The sequence below is a fragment of the Pelagibacterium sp. 26DY04 genome (assembly GCF_031202305.1).
GTDB lineage: Bacteria > Pseudomonadota > Alphaproteobacteria > Rhizobiales > Devosiaceae > Pelagibacterium.
In genome coordinates, this window is the sequence record NZ_CP101731.1 from 3,713,023 (window position 1) to 3,728,236 (window position 15,214).

Annotated in this window: 11 protein-coding genes; 4 read left to right on the top strand and 7 right to left on the bottom strand. The window is 63.0% G+C overall.

The window, feature by feature from the left end; translation table 11 throughout:
• Positions 1–31 precede the first annotated feature (31 nt).
• From odhB to NO932_RS18470, 7 genes are all read right to left on the bottom strand, one after another.
• On the bottom strand, positions 32–1,264 hold the full coding sequence (gene odhB / locus NO932_RS18440; protein ID WP_309208838.1) for a 2-oxoglutarate dehydrogenase complex dihydrolipoyllysine-residue succinyltransferase: 1,233 nt from the start codon (positions 1,262–1,264) through the stop codon (positions 32–34).
• Between the two features lie 64 nt (positions 1,265–1,328).
• Positions 1,329–4,316 (bottom strand): 2-oxoglutarate dehydrogenase E1 component, encoded by a 2,988-nt coding sequence (locus NO932_RS18445; RefSeq protein ID WP_309208839.1) that lies wholly within the window; start codon positions 4,314–4,316, stop codon positions 1,329–1,331.
• Between the two features lie 151 nt (positions 4,317–4,467).
• Positions 4,468–5,370 (bottom strand): succinate--CoA ligase subunit alpha, encoded by a 903-nt coding sequence (sucD, locus tag NO932_RS18450; protein WP_309208840.1) that lies wholly within the window; start codon positions 5,368–5,370, stop codon positions 4,468–4,470.
• Positions 5,371–5,411: 41 nt separating this feature from the next.
• Complete coding sequence (sucC, locus tag NO932_RS18455; RefSeq protein ID WP_309208841.1) at positions 5,412–6,602, bottom strand: ADP-forming succinate--CoA ligase subunit beta; 1,191 nt, start codon at positions 6,600–6,602, stop codon at positions 5,412–5,414.
• A gap of 93 nt (positions 6,603–6,695) precedes the next feature.
• Positions 6,696–7,658 carry a malate dehydrogenase gene (mdh, locus tag NO932_RS18460; protein WP_309208842.1) on the bottom strand — a complete coding sequence of 321 codons (963 nt, stop codon included), beginning with the start codon at positions 7,656–7,658 and terminating at the stop codon, positions 6,696–6,698.
• A 170-nt stretch (positions 7,659–7,828) separates the two neighbouring features.
• The gene (gene zapE, locus NO932_RS18465; protein WP_309208843.1) at positions 7,829–8,971 is read right to left on the bottom strand and encodes a cell division protein ZapE; all 1,143 of its coding nucleotides are present in this window, start codon (positions 8,969–8,971) and stop codon (positions 7,829–7,831) included.
• A 2-nt stretch (positions 8,972–8,973) separates the two neighbouring features.
• Positions 8,974–9,606 (bottom strand): AprI/Inh family metalloprotease inhibitor, encoded by a 633-nt coding sequence (locus NO932_RS18470; protein WP_309208844.1) that lies wholly within the window; start codon positions 9,604–9,606, stop codon positions 8,974–8,976.
• A 363-nt stretch (positions 9,607–9,969) separates the two neighbouring features.
• Here NO932_RS18470 and NO932_RS18475 point away from each other — a divergent pair, with 363 nt between their 5' ends.
• The 4 genes from NO932_RS18475 to NO932_RS18490 all read left to right on the top strand — a co-directional run bounded on the left by NO932_RS18475 (position 9,970) and on the right by NO932_RS18490 (position 15,196).
• On the top strand, positions 9,970–10,872 hold the full coding sequence (locus NO932_RS18475) for a GntR family transcriptional regulator (RefSeq protein ID WP_309208845.1): 903 nt from the start codon (positions 9,970–9,972) through the stop codon (positions 10,870–10,872).
• Positions 10,873–11,014: 142 nt separating this feature from the next.
• A complete protein-coding gene (gene acnA / locus NO932_RS18480) occupies positions 11,015–13,612 on the top strand; it encodes an aconitate hydratase AcnA (RefSeq protein WP_309208846.1) in 2,598 nt (865 codons plus the stop codon).
• Between the two features lie 59 nt (positions 13,613–13,671).
• Positions 13,672–14,649: a tripartite tricarboxylate transporter substrate-binding protein gene (locus tag NO932_RS18485; RefSeq protein WP_309208847.1), complete on the top strand. Its 978-nt coding sequence runs from the start codon at positions 13,672–13,674 to the stop codon at positions 14,647–14,649.
• A gap of 58 nt (positions 14,650–14,707) precedes the next feature.
• Positions 14,708–15,196: a tripartite tricarboxylate transporter TctB family protein gene (locus tag NO932_RS18490; protein WP_309208848.1), complete on the top strand. Its 489-nt coding sequence runs from the start codon at positions 14,708–14,710 to the stop codon at positions 15,194–15,196.
• Positions 15,197–15,214 lie beyond the last annotated feature (18 nt).

Below are 15,214 nucleotides of genomic sequence, written 5' to 3' on the forward strand. Positions count from 1 at the left end.
AAACGGCAGGGTTGGCGCCCCGCCATCGCCCTTAAAGATCGAGCACCAGACGCTGCGGATCCTCGAGGCTCTCCTTGACGCGCACCAGGAACGTCACCGCTTCCTTGCCGTCGACGATCCGGTGGTCATAGCTCAGAGCCAGATACATCATCGGCCGCACGACCACCTGACCGCCCACGACCACCGGGCGTTCCTGGATCTTGTGCATGCCCAAAATGCCCGATTGCGGGGCGTTGAGGATAGGAGTCGACATCAGCGAACCATAGACGCCGCCATTGGAGATGGTGAAGGTGCCGCCCTGCATGTCGGCCATCGAAAGCTCGCCATCCCGCGCCGCCTTGCCCAGCCGCGCGATCTCCTTTTCGATCTCGGCGATGGTCATCTGATCGGCATCGCGCACCACCGGCACCACGAGCCCCTTGTCGGTCCCCACCGCCACCCCGATATGGGCGAAGTTCTTGTAGATGATGTCGATGCCGTCGATCTCGGCATTGACCGCCGGGATCTCCTTTAAAGCATGCACCACGGCCTTGGTGAAAAAGCCCATGAAGCCGAGCTTGACGCCGTGCTTTTTCTCGAACAGCTCCTTGTAGGAATTGCGCAGATCCATCACCGGCTTCATGTCCACCTCGTTGAAGGTGGTGAGCATGGCGGCGGTGTTCTGGGCGTCCTTCAAACGCTTGGCGATGGTCTGGCGCAGCCGGGTCATCTTGACCCGCTCCTCGCGGCTTGCATCCTCCTGCTTTGAGGGTGCGCGCGTCTGGGCCGGCTGAGCGGCGGCAGGCGCCGGTTGGGCGCTGGTGCGCTCGAGTGCCTTGAACACGTCTTCCTTGAGCACCTGGCCGCGCTTGCCCGATCCTTCGACCGAAGAGGGATCGACATCGCGCTCCGCCATCAGCTTGGCAGCCGAAGGGGCCGGGGGCATTTCGGTCTTGGCGGCGGGCGCCGGAGTTTCGGCGGGCTTGGGCGCCTCGGCGGGCTTGGCCGCTTCCGCCTTGGGCTCTTCGGCCTGCTTGGCAGGGGCGGCGCCGGCGGCGATCGCCGCGATCAGCGCACCCACTTCGACCGTATCGCCTTCATTGACCGAAATGGCTTCGATCGTGCCCGACACCGGGGCGGGCACTTCGATGGTCACCTTGTCGGTTTCCAGCTCCACGATCGGCTCGTCGGCCGAAACCGCATCCCCCACCTTCTTGAACCATTGCCCGATCGTCGCTTCGGTGACGCTTTCCCCAAGGGTAGGAACCCGGACTTCAGTGGACATCTGCTATATCCTTTCTCGCAGCGCGTGGACCCGGCACTGACAGCCGGGCAGCGGCAAAACACTGTTACTCGAAGGCCTCGTCCAGGAACGCCTGGAGCTGGGCGACATGGGTGCGCATCAGCCCGGTCGCGGTCGAAGCCGATGCCGGCCGGCCCACATAGCGCGGACGCGCCCCGGGCTGCCCCATCTGCTCGAGCACCCACTCGATATAGGGTTGAACGAAACTCCAGGCGCCCATGTTCTTGGGTTCTTCCTGGCACCAGACGATCTCGGCATTGCGGAAGCGGCTGAGTTCATCGATCAGCGCCTTGGCCGGGAACGGGTAGAGCTGTTCGAGCCGCATCAGATAGACATCGTTGATGCCGCGCTTTTCGCGATCTTCCAGCAGGTCGTAATAGACCTTGCCCGTGCACACCACGACACGTCGGATCTTGTCGTCGCCGACAAGGTTGACCTCGGTCTTGGGCACGCCCGGCGTTTCCGCATCGTCCCAGAGCAGGCGATGGAAGAACGTATCGGGGCCCAGCTCGCGCAGGCCGGACACCGCCCGCTTGTGGCGCAGCAGCGATTTGGGCGTCATGATGATCAGCGGCTTGCGGAAGTCGCGCTTGAGTTGCCGGCGCAGGGCGTGAAAATAATTGGCCGGCGTCGTGCAGTTGAGTACCTGCATATTGTCTTCGGCGCAAAGCTGCAGGAAGCGCTCCGGGCGTGCCGAGGAGTGCTCGGGGCCCTGGCCCTCATAGCCATGGGGCAGCAGCATCACCAGCCCACTCATGCGCAGCCATTTGCGTTCGCCCGCCGCGATGAACTGGTCGATCACCACCTGCGCCCCATTGACGAAATCGCCGAACTGGGCCTCCCAGATGGTGAGCGCATTGGGCTCGGCCAGCGAATAGCCGTATTCGAACCCGAGCACCGCCTCTTCGGACAGCATCGAGTTGATGACTTCGTAGCGCGCCTGGCCGTCGGCCAGGTTGTTGAGCGGAGTATGGGTGGATTCGTTTTCCTGGTCGTAAAGCACCGAATGGCGCTGGCTGAACGTGCCGCGCTCCACATCCTGACCCGAAAGGCGGACCGGATGGCCTTCGTCGAGCAGGGTGGCAAAGGCGAGCGCTTCGGCGGTTGCCCAGTCGATCCCTTCGCCCTCGGTAATGATCTTCTTGCGGTTGTCCAGGAACCGCTGCACCGTGCGATGGACGTGAAAGCCCTGCGGCACCGCGCACAGCTTCTCGCCCAGCCCGGTGAGCTTTTCGATCTCGACCCCGGTCACCCCGCGCCGCGGCCCGTCCACCTCGGCAAGCTTGATGTTCTTCCAGGCGCCGTCGAGCCAGTCGGCCTTGTTGGGGCGATAATCCTGCCCCGCCTCGAACTCGCCTTCGAGCCGCGTGCGCCAATCGGCCTTGAGCTGCTCGAATTCCTCGGCCGATACCACGCCCTCGTCGATGAGCTTGTGCCCATAGATTTCCAGCGTCGTCTTGTGCCCGCGGATCGCCTTGTACATCAGCGGCTGGGTGAAACTGGGCTCATCACCTTCGTTGTGCCCGAACCGGCGGTAGCAGAACATGTCGATGACCACCGGCCGCCCAAATTTCTGGCGGAACTCGGTGGCGATCTTGGCGGCATAGACCACAGCTTCGGGATCGTCGCCATTGCAGTGGAACACCGGCGCCTCGATCATCTTGGCCACATCGGTGGGATAAGGCGAAGAGCGCGAGAAGTGCGGGCTCGTCGTAAACCCGATCTGGTTGTTGATGACGAAGTGGATCGACCCGCCCGTCCGATGCCCCTTGAGCCCCGAAAGCCCGAAGCATTCGGCAACCACGCCCTGGCCCGCGAAGGCGGCATCGCCATGGAGCAGCAGCGGAAGCACGGCCATGCGGTTGGTGTCCCGCGTATCGCGCACGAACCGCCCGTCAATGGCCGAAAGCTGATCCTGCTTGGCGCGCGCTTTGCCCAGCACCACCGGATCGACGATCTCGAGATGGGACGGGTTGGCGGTCAGCGAGAGATGCACCTTGTTGCCGTCGAACTCACGGTCCGAAGAAGCGCCCAGGTGATATTTGACGTCACCGGAACCCTCGACATCGTCGGGATAGAAGGCGCCGCCCTTGAATTCGTGAAACAGCGCCCTGTGCGGCTTGGCCATCAACTGAGTCAGAACATTGAGCCGGCCGCGATGGGCCATGCCCAGGACGATATCCTTGACCCCCAGCGCGCCGCCGCGCTTGACGATCTGTTCGAGCGCCGGAATCAGTGCTTCGCCGCCATCGAGCCCGAACCGCTTGGTGCCGGTATATTTGACGTCGAGGAATTTTTCGAACCCCTCGGCCTCGGCGAGCTTGTTGAGGATGGCGCGCTTGCCCTCGGGGGTGAAGCTGATTTCCTTGTCCGGGCCTTCGATCCGCTCCTGAATCCAGGCCTTGGCCTCGGGATCGGAGATGTGCATGAACTCGATGCCCAGCGTGCCGCAATAGGTGCGCTTGAGGATTTCGAGCATCTGCGGCACGGTCGCCGATTCCAGCCCGAGATAATTGTCGATGAAGATCTCGCGGTCGTAGTCGGCCTCGGTGAACCCATAGGTGGCCGGATCGAGCTCGGGCGCTTCTTCGCGCGTTTCCAGCCCCAGCGGATCGAGATTGGCATGCAGATGCCCGCGCATGCGGTAGGCGCGGATCATCATGATGGCGTGAATGGAATCGCGGGTCGCCTGCATGATGGCTTGCGGCGAAACCTCCTGACCGGAGGCCCTGGCCTTTTCGCTCACCGCCTTCTGGGCCTTGACCGCCACGGCACCCCAATCGCCGTCGAGCGCCGAGACCAGTTCGCCATTGGCCGTGCGCGGCCAGTCACGCCGCTGCCAGCTCGGGCCCTCCGCATTCTGCTTCACCTGATCGGCGCTGTCGGAAAGGTTGGAGAAGAACTCTGCCCAGCTCGGATCGACGCTTTTGGGATCGGCTTTGTAGCGGGCGTAGAGCGCCTCGATATAATCGGCGTTGCCGCCGTACAGAAAGGAGGTGAGGAGGAACGTTTCGTTCTGGTCCTGTCGTGCCATTTCACTCTCGATTGGGGGTCCCGATCCCCCGGGTAAAAATCCAACCTGCCCTTGGTTTGGGCCGCCAATTGGGTTGGAACTATGACCGGCCCGAACCTACGCTTGGGTTAACCGATCCCAACATGGGGTCCCGGCCGGTCGGCTTAAACACCTAGCCCTTCAACACATCCACAAGGGTCTTGCCCAGCCGGGCCGGCGAAGGCGAAACCACAATGCCCGCTTGTTCCATCGCGGCGATCTTGGATTCGGCATCGCCCTTGCCGCCAGAGACCACCGCGCCCGCATGGCCCATGGTCCGCCCCTTGGGCGCGGTGCGCCCGGCGATGAACCCTGCCATCGGCTTCTTGCGGCCTTTCTTGGCCTCGTCGATCAGGAACTGGGCGGCATCTTCCTCTGCCGAGCCGCCGATCTCACCGATCATGATGATCGATTCGGTCTGATCATCTGCCAGGAACATCTCGAGGACGTCGATGAATTCGGTGCCCTTGACCGGATCGCCGCCGATCCCCACCGCCGTCGTCTGCCCCAGCCCCTCATTGGTGGTCTGGAACACCGCTTCATAGGTCAGCGTGCCGGAACGCGAGACGATGCCCACCGAGCCCTTGCGGAAGATCGAGCCCGGCATGATGCCGATCTTGCATTCTTCCGGCGTGAGGATACCGGGGCAGTTCGGGCCCAGAAGGCGCGAATTGGACTTTTCCAGCCGCGCCTTGACGCGTACCATGTCGGCCACCGGAATGCCCTCGGTGATGCAGGTGATAAAGGGGATTTCCGCATCGATCGCTTCGATGATGGCATCGGCGGCCCCGGCCGGCGGCACATAGATGACCGAAGCGTCAGCGCCGGTCTTTTCCTTGCCTTCGGCCACGGTGGCGAAAATCGGCAGCTCGTGCCCGCCCGCTCCCGTCCAGGTCTCTCCGCCCTTTTTGGGGTGAATGCCCCCGACCATCTGCGTGTTGTAATAGGCCAGCGCCTGTTCGGTGTGGAAGGTGCCGGTCTTGCCGGTCAGACCCTGCACGAGGATCTTGGTGTTCTTGTCGACGAGAATTGACATATGTCTTTCGAGCTCAAATTCCGTGTGGCTGGTTGCGGCGCTTAGGCCACGGCGGCGACAATCTTCTGGGCGGCATCGTCCAAATCGTCGGCAGCGGTGATCGCCAGCCCCGATTCGTTGAGGATCTTCTTGCCGAGTTCGACATTGGTGCCCTCGAGACGCACGACGAGCGGCACCTTGAGCCCCACTTCCTTGACGGCGGCGACCACGCCCTCGGCGATCACGTCGCACTTCATGATGCCGCCGAAGATGTTGACCAGAATACCCTCGACCTTGGGGTCGGCGGTGATGATCTTGAAGGCCGCGGCGACCTTTTCCTTGGAAGCGCCCCCGCCGACGTCACAGAAATTGGCCGGCTCCTTGCCGTAGAGCTTGATGATGTCCATGGTCGCCATGGCAAGCCCGGCGCCATTGACCATGCAACCGATATTGCCGTCGAGCGCCACATAGGCGAGGTCCCATTTGCTGGCCTCGATCTCCTTGGCGTCCTCTTCGGTCTCGTCGCGCAACTGCGCGATATCGGGGTGACGGAACAGCGCATTGCCGTCGAACGACACCTTGGCGTCCAGCACCCGCAAATGCCCGTCGGTCATGACGATCAAGGGATTGATTTCGAGCAGGCTCATGTCCTTTTCGATGAACGCCTTATAGAGCGCCGGAAACAGCGACTTGGCGTCCTCGGCGGCAGCTCCCTCGAGCTTCAGCGCCGCGGCGATCCGGGCCACATCGCCTTCGGTCACCCCCGCTTCGGGATCAATCGCGATGGTTTCGATCTTTTCGGGTGTGTCATGGGCGACCTGCTCGATATCCATGCCGCCTTCGGTGGACACGACGAACGCCACGCGGCCGACCGAGCGATCGACCAGCAGCGAGCAATAAAGCTCGCGCTCGATATCGGCGCCGTCTTCGATATAGAGCCTGTTGACCTGCTTGCCCGCCTCGCCGGTCTGGGCGGTGACCAGGGTATTGCCCAGCATCTCGCGGGCATTGGCGACGACCTCGTCCACCGAACGCGCCAGCCGCACGCCGCCCTTGGCGTCAGGCCCGAGTTCCTTGAACTTTCCCTTGCCGCGGCCACCTGCATGAATCTGGCTTTTGACCACGTAAAGCGGTCCGGGCAGCGATTTCGCCGCCGCTTCGGCCTGGTCGGCGCCGGTGATGGGCACGCCCTTGGCCACCGGTGCGCCGAACCCCTTCAAAAGCTCTTTGGCCTGGTATTCGTGAATGTTCATCGTGTGTCGAACCCTTCGCTTGGGTGTTCGTTCCGAGGCGCGATGGCGCCAGACGAGAAAAGGCCCGGAGACATCGCCTCCGGGCTCGATCGATCAGGCCAGCTTGGGCGCGATCTTCTTGCAGGCTTCGACCAGCCCGTCGACCGCCTCGACCGAGGCGTCGAACATCTTCTTTTCGCTGGCATTGAGCTCGATCTCGACGATGCGCTCGACACCGCCCGCCCCGATCACCACCGGCACGCCGACATACATGTCGTCGACCCCGAACTGCCCGTTAAGGTGCGCGGCAGCAGGCAAAATCCGCTTCTTGTCCTTGAGATAGCATTCGGCCATCTCGATCGCCGACGCGGCGGGCGCATAGAAGGCCGAACCGGTCTTCAAAAGCCCTACGATCTCGGCGCCGCCGTCGCGGGTGCGCTGGATGATCTGGTCGAGCTTGTCCTTGCTCATCCAGCCCATCTTGACCATGTCGGGCAGCGGAATGCCGGCGACCGTCGAATAGCGCGCCAGAGGCACCATGGTGTCCCCGTGCCCGCCCATGACGAACGCCGTGACATCCTGAACCGACACATTGAGTTCCTCGGCGATGAAGTGACGGAAGCGCGCCGAATCGAGCACGCCGGCCATCCCGACCACCTTTTCGACCGGCAGGCCGGAGAATTTCTGCAGCGCCCAGACCATGGCGTCGAGCGGGTTGGTGATGCAGATGACGAATGCATTGGGCGCGTATTTGGCGATGCCCGCGCCCACCTGCTCCATGACTTTGAGATTGATCTCGAGCAGATCGTCGCGGCTCATGCCCGGCTTGCGCGGCACGCCGGCGGTGACGATCACCACATCGGCGCCATCGATGTCCTTGTATTCGGACGTACCTTTAAGGGATGCGTTATAGCCCTCGACTGGCCCCGACTGCGCCAGATCCAGCGCCTTGCCCTGCGGCACGCCGTCGACGATGTCGAACAGGATCACATCGCCCAGCTCCTTGAGCGCCACCAGATGTGCCAGCGTTCCCCCGATCTGACCCGCGCCGATCAGAGCGATTTTCTTACGCGCCATAAGCAAGTTTCCCTATAGGTAAAGTAAGTTTTTCCTCGCGCCCTCCATAGCCCTTGTGACAAAAAGGCGCAAGTGAACCCTTCGTCTAACGCCCGAAAATTCGGATGTTTCGATCAGGGCACCGTCAAATACGTCTGCAATGCTGACAGTTTCCCTGCTACGGAAGGTTTCTAAATCGACCTCTGCTGCCGCAAAGGCTGAGCGATATAGTCGGCCGAGCGCATCTCTTCGAGCCGCGACAGACACCGGGCAAATTCGAAGCGCGTCTTATCGTCCTGCGCCAATTCATCGAGTGGAGCGGCAAAGCTCGCCGCCAGTTTCACCCCCCGGTCATAGAGCGTGTCCACCAGGAGGATGAAGCGTTTCGAAGCATCCGATTTGAGGCACGAGAACACCGGCACGTGCTCGACCATCAGCGTGTGATAACCATTGGCGATCTTGAGATAGTCGCGCGCGCCAAGGGGGCGTTCGCACAGATCGGCAAAATCGAACCGCGCCACCCCCATGGCGTGCGCTGGAACCGAAATGACTCGCCCCAGGCTCTCGATGGCATTGGGCCGGGCTTCCGCCCCACCGGTGAGGTGGGCAAACAGCCGGTCCATCGCGGCATCGATCTCCGGACCGGTGCCGAAATGATAGACCTCCTGCGCATCGAGCTTTTCGCGCCGGTAGTCGGTCGCCCCATTGAGGTTGAAAACCTCTGCATGGCTTTCGAGCAGGTCGATGAAGGGCAGGAAGAGCTGGCGGTTAAGCCCGTTCCAATAAAGCTTTTCAGGCGGGATGTTGGAAGTCGCCACCACCACCACGCCATCGGCGAACAGGATCTCGAACAGGCGCTTCAAAAGCATCGCGTCGGTGATGTCGGAAACGAAGAACTCGTCGAAACACAACAACCGCACCGAGCGCGTGATGGGCCGCGCCACGGCAGGAATGGGATCGCGCGCGCCTTTGGTTCCTGGGTTCTCGGCCCGAAATTTGGCGATCGCCTCATGCACCTCGTTCATGAACTCGTGGAAATGGACGCGCCGCTTGTTCTCCACCGGCACGGTCTGGAAAAACAGGTCCATGAGCATGGTCTTGCCCCGCCCCACGTCTCCCCAGATATAGAGTCCCTTGGGGGCTTCGCGCTTGCGCCGGAACAGCGCCGCAATCACCGACCCCGATTGGGCTTCGAGCCTATCGAGCCCCTCGGCCACGGCCTGGAGCTTTTCGACCGCCTGTTTTTGCGCGGCATCGGGTTTGACTTGCCCCGAGATCACCAGCTCGGCATAGGCGTCCAGGATTGAGCCCCCGGCTCCTTCTCCCCCCGCCAAAATCAGCCGACCAACGAAATGGCCTGGCCTCCGGAGAGGGTACCCACGAACCGGTTGCCGCTTTTCAGCAGCGTGCCGATCAACTCGTCCGCTTCATTGTAGAGCTGGATCTGGTTGCCCAGCAACTGCCAGGCGGTGACCGTCGCCAGCGTCGGCTCGGTGCAGGCCGGCGTCGAGGCACGGTAGCGGCCGGTCGCCCCCTTGGCGGTATAGGTGAGGTTGAGCCGGCATTGCTCGGCCCCCACAAGGATCGTCCAGCCGCCCAGGAGCTGCTCCATCGTGGTGGGTCCGGAAAGATCGCGCCCAGCCGTGGTGTTGCCCGGCGCACCCACATCGTCGAGCACGAACCCCGGTCCCGAAGCCGACGTCGTGCCGGTATCGAGCGCGGCGGTATTTCCCGGCACGGTCGAAGGCGCCGGCGTCGTTTCGATGGTGCTGGTTCCCGCGATCGGCGGCAGATCGGTGGTCTGGACATTGCCCGTCTGCACCGGCTGGATCGGGGCGGGCTGGGGCGGCGTCGGGGTCGGGGTGCTCGGCGCGGAGCGGCCAAAATTGCTGGGAGAACATGCCGCAAGGGCAGCGAGCGACACCGCCGCGAGCACCAGGCCCAATGGTCTTTGCAAGGTTCCGGTCATATCGGCTCCACCATCTTTCATGCTGCGAAAACGCGCCCGGAGTTCACCCCGTTCCCCAAACGCGCCCGCCACGCCTTGGCTTTATGGCGGGATAGCTGTGACGAAACAAGTCCTGGAGGCGACCCTTCCTACCAAACGCCGCAATATGGCGGTAATGGGACACCCAGCCTCTCATCCCGCATACGGTCGCGCCCAGCGTATTGGTGGCGGCGCCGATTGCCTTTTGTCCGAACAAAAGATGCTGGGTCCAGTGACTGACCCAGCGGCTTGCCTTCGGGTTGCTGGCTTTTTGGATAAATAGGTGCAATTCTTGCATTCCGATGCCGGGAAAATCCGGCATCGCATTGGGGAGGTCCAATATCGATGGCGACAGCGCTGGCACTGCAGATCGCGAAGGCCATTACAAATGCCATTGTTGCGGGAGACATCGCCGAAGGCGAACATATGAGCGCGCAAAAACTCGCCGACCGGTTCAGCGTCTCGCGCTCGCCAGTCCGGGAAGCGCTGCAATTGCTGGCAGCGGAGGGTTACGCGGTCCAGGAGCCGCACAAGGGGTTTTTCGCGCGCCTCAGGCCGGTGTCGGGTGCCGCCGCGAATGCCACGCGCGAATTGCCTTTCGAAGCGCCCAACACCTATCAGCGCATGGCCGATGACTGGCTGTCCGACCGCTTGCCGGCCGAAGTCACCGAACAGATGCTCAAGGAGCGTTACGGGCTGACCAAGGCCCAGCTCAGCGATATCCTGATGCGGGCGGCCCGCGAAGGCTGGGCCGAACCCAAACCCGGCTATGGCTGGAATCTCCTGCCGGTGGCCAAGACGCCCGAAGCGTTCGAACAGGCCTATCGCTTTCGCATGGTGATCGAGCCGGCGGCCCTGCTCGAACCCACGTTCCATCTCGACCGCAAGGTGCTCGACGAACTCAAGCGCCAGCAGTCGAAAATGCTCGAAACCGACATAGAAAAGCTGCCGGGCGAACGCTTGATGGAACGCGGGGCGACGTTTCACGAGGAACTGATCAAGCTCTCGGGCAATCCGTTTTTCCACCAGTCCCTGGTGCGGGTCAATCGCATGCGGCGGCTCATGGAATACCGCTCCCGCGTCGACCGGCGCCGGCTCTACGGCCAATGCAGCCAGCACCTTGAGATTATCGAATTGCTCGCGAAAGGCGATATCGTGGCCGCCTCCTACGCCATGCGCAAGCACCTGATCGGGGCTCTCAAGGCCAAATCCCCCCTGGCCCTGCCGGACATCGTCTCAGTCGACTGACAGTTGGCCTTCTGCGCAAATTTGAGCAATCGTCGGCTGTCACTCGTCACTAAGGCTGCCCCAATACCCCTTGGCGCAAATTGGATACTTGCATTTTATTTTCGAATTATGCAATCCTTCGCCAAGGAGGACACCACGGATCATGGCGGCTCAACGCACGATATCGCTGCGCTCGTTGGCGGGAGAAAAACTCCCGCAACTGCCCTATGTCCTGCGCATCCTTTTGGAGAACGTCGCCCGCCATCTGGGGGAAGGCGAGCAGACTTCGGCCATTCTGGCTTGGCTGGACAGGCGCTCCAGCGCTCAGGAGATCCCTTTCCAGCCGGCGCGCCTGCTCATGCACGACACCACCTGCGGCCCGGCGCTCGCCGACATTGCGGGCATGCGTCATAGCCTTGCCGAAGCCGGCGGTACCCCTTGGGCGCTCAACCCGCAAATTCCGATCGACGTCTCGGTGGACCATTCCATCGCCGTCGACCATTTCGGCAGCAGCGCGGCCATCAAGGCCAACATGAAGCGTGAGCAGGAGCGCAACGAAGAGCGCTTCCGGTTCATGAAATGGGCCCAGGCCAATTTGACCAACCTGCGCATCCACCCGCCGGGCACCGGCATCATGCACACCATCAATCTCGAACAATTGGCAAGCGTGGTGACGACGCGGGATGGCTGGACCTTCCCCGATACCCTGATCGGCACCGACAGCCACACGCCCATGATCAACGGATTGGGCGTCCTGGCCTGGGGCGTAGGCGGGCTGGAGGCGGAGGGCGTCATGTTCGGCCTGCCGGTCATGATGCGCATTCCCGATGTCATCGGCGTAAGGCTCGAGGGCGCGCTGCCCGAAGGCACTTTCGCGACCGATCTTGCCCTGCACGTCACCCACCAGTTTCGCGCCCGCGGGATCGACAATCCCTTCGTGGAGTTCCACGGTCCCGGCGTTTCCGGCCTCACCGTCGGGCAACGCGCCGTGGTCGCCAACATGGCCCCCGAAATGGGCGCTCAGACGGCCTATTTTCCCATCGACGATCAAACGCTTGCTTATCTCAAAGCAACAGGGAGAAGCGCCGATCAAGTGGCGCTGGTGCGCGATTACGCCCAAGCGAGCGGCCTCTGGTTCGATCCCCTGTCCAGTCCCAGCTACACCGACACGTTTACCATCGACCTTTCCACCGTCGCCACATCGCTGGCCGGCCCGCAACGGCCGCAGGATCTGATCGCGCCGGCCGAGGCGCGCCAGAGCATCGAGCCGCTCGTGGCCAAGGCCCGCCATAGTGGACGGAAAAGCCAACCCGGACGCATCGAAGACGGCGCCGTCGCCATCGCGGCGATCACCAGTTGCACCAACACCTCCGATGCCCGCCTCAACATCGCGGCGGGCCTCCTGGCGCGCCGGGCGAGAGCCTTCGGGCTTGCGCCCAAGCCGTGGGTCAAAACCTCCTTCTCGCCCGGATCGCCGGCCGCGGCACGCTATCTTGAGCGCGCCGGCCTGATCGAGGATCTCGATGCGGTTGGTTTCGGCATTGTCGGCTTTGGCTGCATGACATGCATCGGCAATTCCGGGCCGCTTCTCGACACCGTTGAAACCGCCATCCGTGAAGAGGGCATCGTGCCGGTCGCGGTGCTTTCGGGCAATCGTAATTTCCCCGGCCGCGTGCATCCTCTCCTTTCGGCCGGTTTCCTCGCCTCACCGCCGCTGGTCATCGCCTATTCCCTGGCGGGCACCATCGACATCGACATCCAGAACGATCCCCTCGGGCAGACGCCCGACGGCAAGAACGTCTATCTGCGCGATCTCTGGCCCTCCGCCGCCGAGATCGAAGCGATCTATCATGCCGCCTCGAGCATCGCCGATTTCCCGCAAGCCTTCGCCGTAGCGACCCAGAGCCGGCTTTGGCGGGAGGTGGAGACGGTAAAGGGAGAGCTGTGGCCGTTCGATCCGGCCTCGACCTATCTGCGCCGCCCGCCCTTCGCAAATTTCGCCGAACCGCAATTCCTCGACCGACTGATCACACGTCCGCTCCTGGTCCTGGGTGACGATATCACCACCGACCAGATCTCCCCGGCCGGCGCCGTGCCGGCTGACAGCGAGGTGGGGCGCTATCTCGTCGAGCGCGGCGAAAATCCCAAGGATCTGAACGTCTTTTCGTCCCGGCGCGGCAATTTCGAGGTGATGGTGCGCGGGCTGTTCACCAACCGCACCGTTGAAAACCACCTTGCCCCGGGCATCGCCCCGGGCTTCGGGGTTGATTTCGAAACCGGCGAGCACCTGCCCCTCCATATCCTCGCCCGGCGCAACCGCGAACGCGGCGTGGCCGGCGTCATCCTGGCGGGAGAGCGCTATGGCGCGGGGTCTTCGCGCGATTGGGCCGCAAAGGGCACCGCGCTGATCGGCGCGCGCGCCGTCATCGCATCGAGCTTCGAGCGCATCCATCGCACCAACCTGATCGGCATGGGCGTCCTGCCGCTCAAGGCGCCTCAGGGACTGGTGCCGAGCAAACTCGGTATCGGCCCCACCGACACCATCGAGATCGCCTTGCTCGATCCCACGCTCGCCAAACGCAGCCGCTTTGCGGTCACCATCCACTATGCCGGCCGCGAGCCGGAAACCTTCGCGGCCATCGCGCAAATCGAAACCGAGCTTGAAATCAGCCTCTTGCACAAAGGCGGCATTATTCCTTTCATCCTTTCCGGGGCCCTCGATCGGTCGGCATCGGGAGGGAAGAAAGTCGATCTGCATTAGCGGTCGACATCACCCGCCCACTGGGTATTCACTTGATGTGTTCTTTAAGGGAGGAACCAATGAATAAATTCGGAGCCATCATCTCCACCGGCCTGCTCGCCGTCGCGGCGCTGACCGGACCTGGCTTTACCCAGGACGCCGAAAGCGTCGGCGAACTCTCCATCATCGCCCCCGCTGGCGCCGGCGGCGGCTGGGACGGTGCGGCCCGCGCCATCCAGGAAGTGATGACCGCGACCGGGCTTGCGAACTCGGTCCAGGTCATCAACGTGCCCGGCGCTGGCGGCACGGTCGGTCTGGCTCAATTTGCCAACGGGGCGGGGTCCGATCCCAGCCAGCTGCTCGTGGGCGGCATCACCATGGTGGGCGCCATCATTTCCAACAACGCCCCCGTGGACCTGGGTTCGGTGACCCCGCTGGCCCGCCTCACCGGCGATCCGCTCGCCGTTGTGGTCCCCGCCGATTCACCCATCCAGACCATCGATGACCTTTTGGCCCAGATCCAGTCCGACGTGGCCGGCACCATCTGGGCGGGCGGTTCGGCCGGCGGCGCCGATCACATGCTTGCCGCTCTTTTGACCGAGGCCGCAGGCGAAGACCCCAGCGCCGTCAACTATGTCGCCTTCTCGGGCGGCGGCGAGGCCCTGGCGGCGATGCTCGGCGGACAGGTCACCGCCGGCATCTCGGGCTATGGCGAATGGCAGGGCCAGATCGAATCGGGCGACCTGCGCGCGCTCGCCATCTCCTATCCCGAGCCCATCGAAGGGATCGACGCCCAGCCGCTCAAGGCCCAGGGCGTGGATGTCGAACTGGTCAACTGGCGCGCCATCTTTGCCGGCCCCGACGTCTCCGACGAGGATATGGCCAGGCTCACCGCCGCCTTCGAAGCGATGGTGAATTCCGCCGAATGGCAGGAAGTGCTCGAGGCTCGCGGCTGGACCGACTACTACATGCCCGCCGCCGAATTCTCCACTTTCCTTGACGCTGAAATCGAGCGTGTCGGCACCATCCTGACCAATCTGGGTCTGGCCCAGCAGTAAGGCACCAGTCCGGCGGGGCCCCAAAGCCCCGCCGGCCACCATCAAGGGGAGGAACGGCATGCAACAAGCCGCACAAACGCGCAAAGGCTTAGCGCTCGATCGGTCCAAGCTCATGGTCGGGATCATCCTGCTCGGCTTTGCCGCCGTCACGGGCTATGACGCCTATTCGATGAGCTTTCGCGCCGCCTATGGCCTCAATCCCAATACCGCGTCCTATCTCGTGGCCATCCTTCTTGCCGTCCTCGGGATCGCCCATTTCTGGAGCGCCACGCGTCCCACCGATGAGGGCGACGCGCTCGACGCCGATTGGCGGGCTATCGGGTTGATCGCGGCCGCTCTGGGCGCGCTGGTTGCCTGTATTTTCCTGGGCGCCGGTTTCATTTTGGGCTCCACCCTGCTTTTCGCCCTCACCGCCCGCGCCTTCGACCGCAAGGCGATCCTTGTCGACCTGATCATCGGGTTCGTGATCTCGCTGGCGATCTTCTTTCTCTTCAACAACCTGCTGTCGCTGACCCTGCCCCACGGTCCGCTCGAACGCCTGCTTTAGGAGCGCTGCCAGTGGAAA

Bases quoted from the DNA above. Each gene is read 5' to 3' on its own strand.
- NO932_RS18475 (WP_309208845.1), top strand. From the start codon at position 9,970: ATGGCGACAGCGCTGGCACTGCAGATCGCGAAGGCCATTACAAATGCC.
- NO932_RS18490 (WP_309208848.1), top strand. From the start codon at position 14,708: ATGCAACAAGCCGCACAAACGCGCAAAGGCTTAGCGCTCGATCGGTCC.
- odhB (WP_309208838.1), bottom strand. From the start codon at position 1,264: ATGTCCACTGAAGTCCGGGTTCCTACCCTTGGGGAAAGCGTCACCGAA.
- NO932_RS18445 (WP_309208839.1), bottom strand. From the start codon at position 4,316: ATGGCACGACAGGACCAGAACGAAACGTTCCTCCTCACCTCCTTTCTG.
- NO932_RS18470 (WP_309208844.1), bottom strand. From the start codon at position 9,606: ATGACCGGAACCTTGCAAAGACCATTGGGCCTGGTGCTCGCGGCGGTG.
- mdh (WP_309208842.1), bottom strand. From the start codon at position 7,658: ATGGCGCGTAAGAAAATCGCTCTGATCGGCGCGGGTCAGATCGGGGGA.
- NO932_RS18485 (WP_309208847.1), top strand. From the start codon at position 13,672: ATGAATAAATTCGGAGCCATCATCTCCACCGGCCTGCTCGCCGTCGCG.
- acnA (WP_309208846.1), top strand. From the start codon at position 11,015: ATGGCGGCTCAACGCACGATATCGCTGCGCTCGTTGGCGGGAGAAAAA.
- sucC (WP_309208841.1), bottom strand. From the start codon at position 6,602: ATGAACATTCACGAATACCAGGCCAAAGAGCTTTTGAAGGGGTTCGGC.
- sucD (WP_309208840.1), bottom strand. From the start codon at position 5,370: ATGTCAATTCTCGTCGACAAGAACACCAAGATCCTCGTGCAGGGTCTG.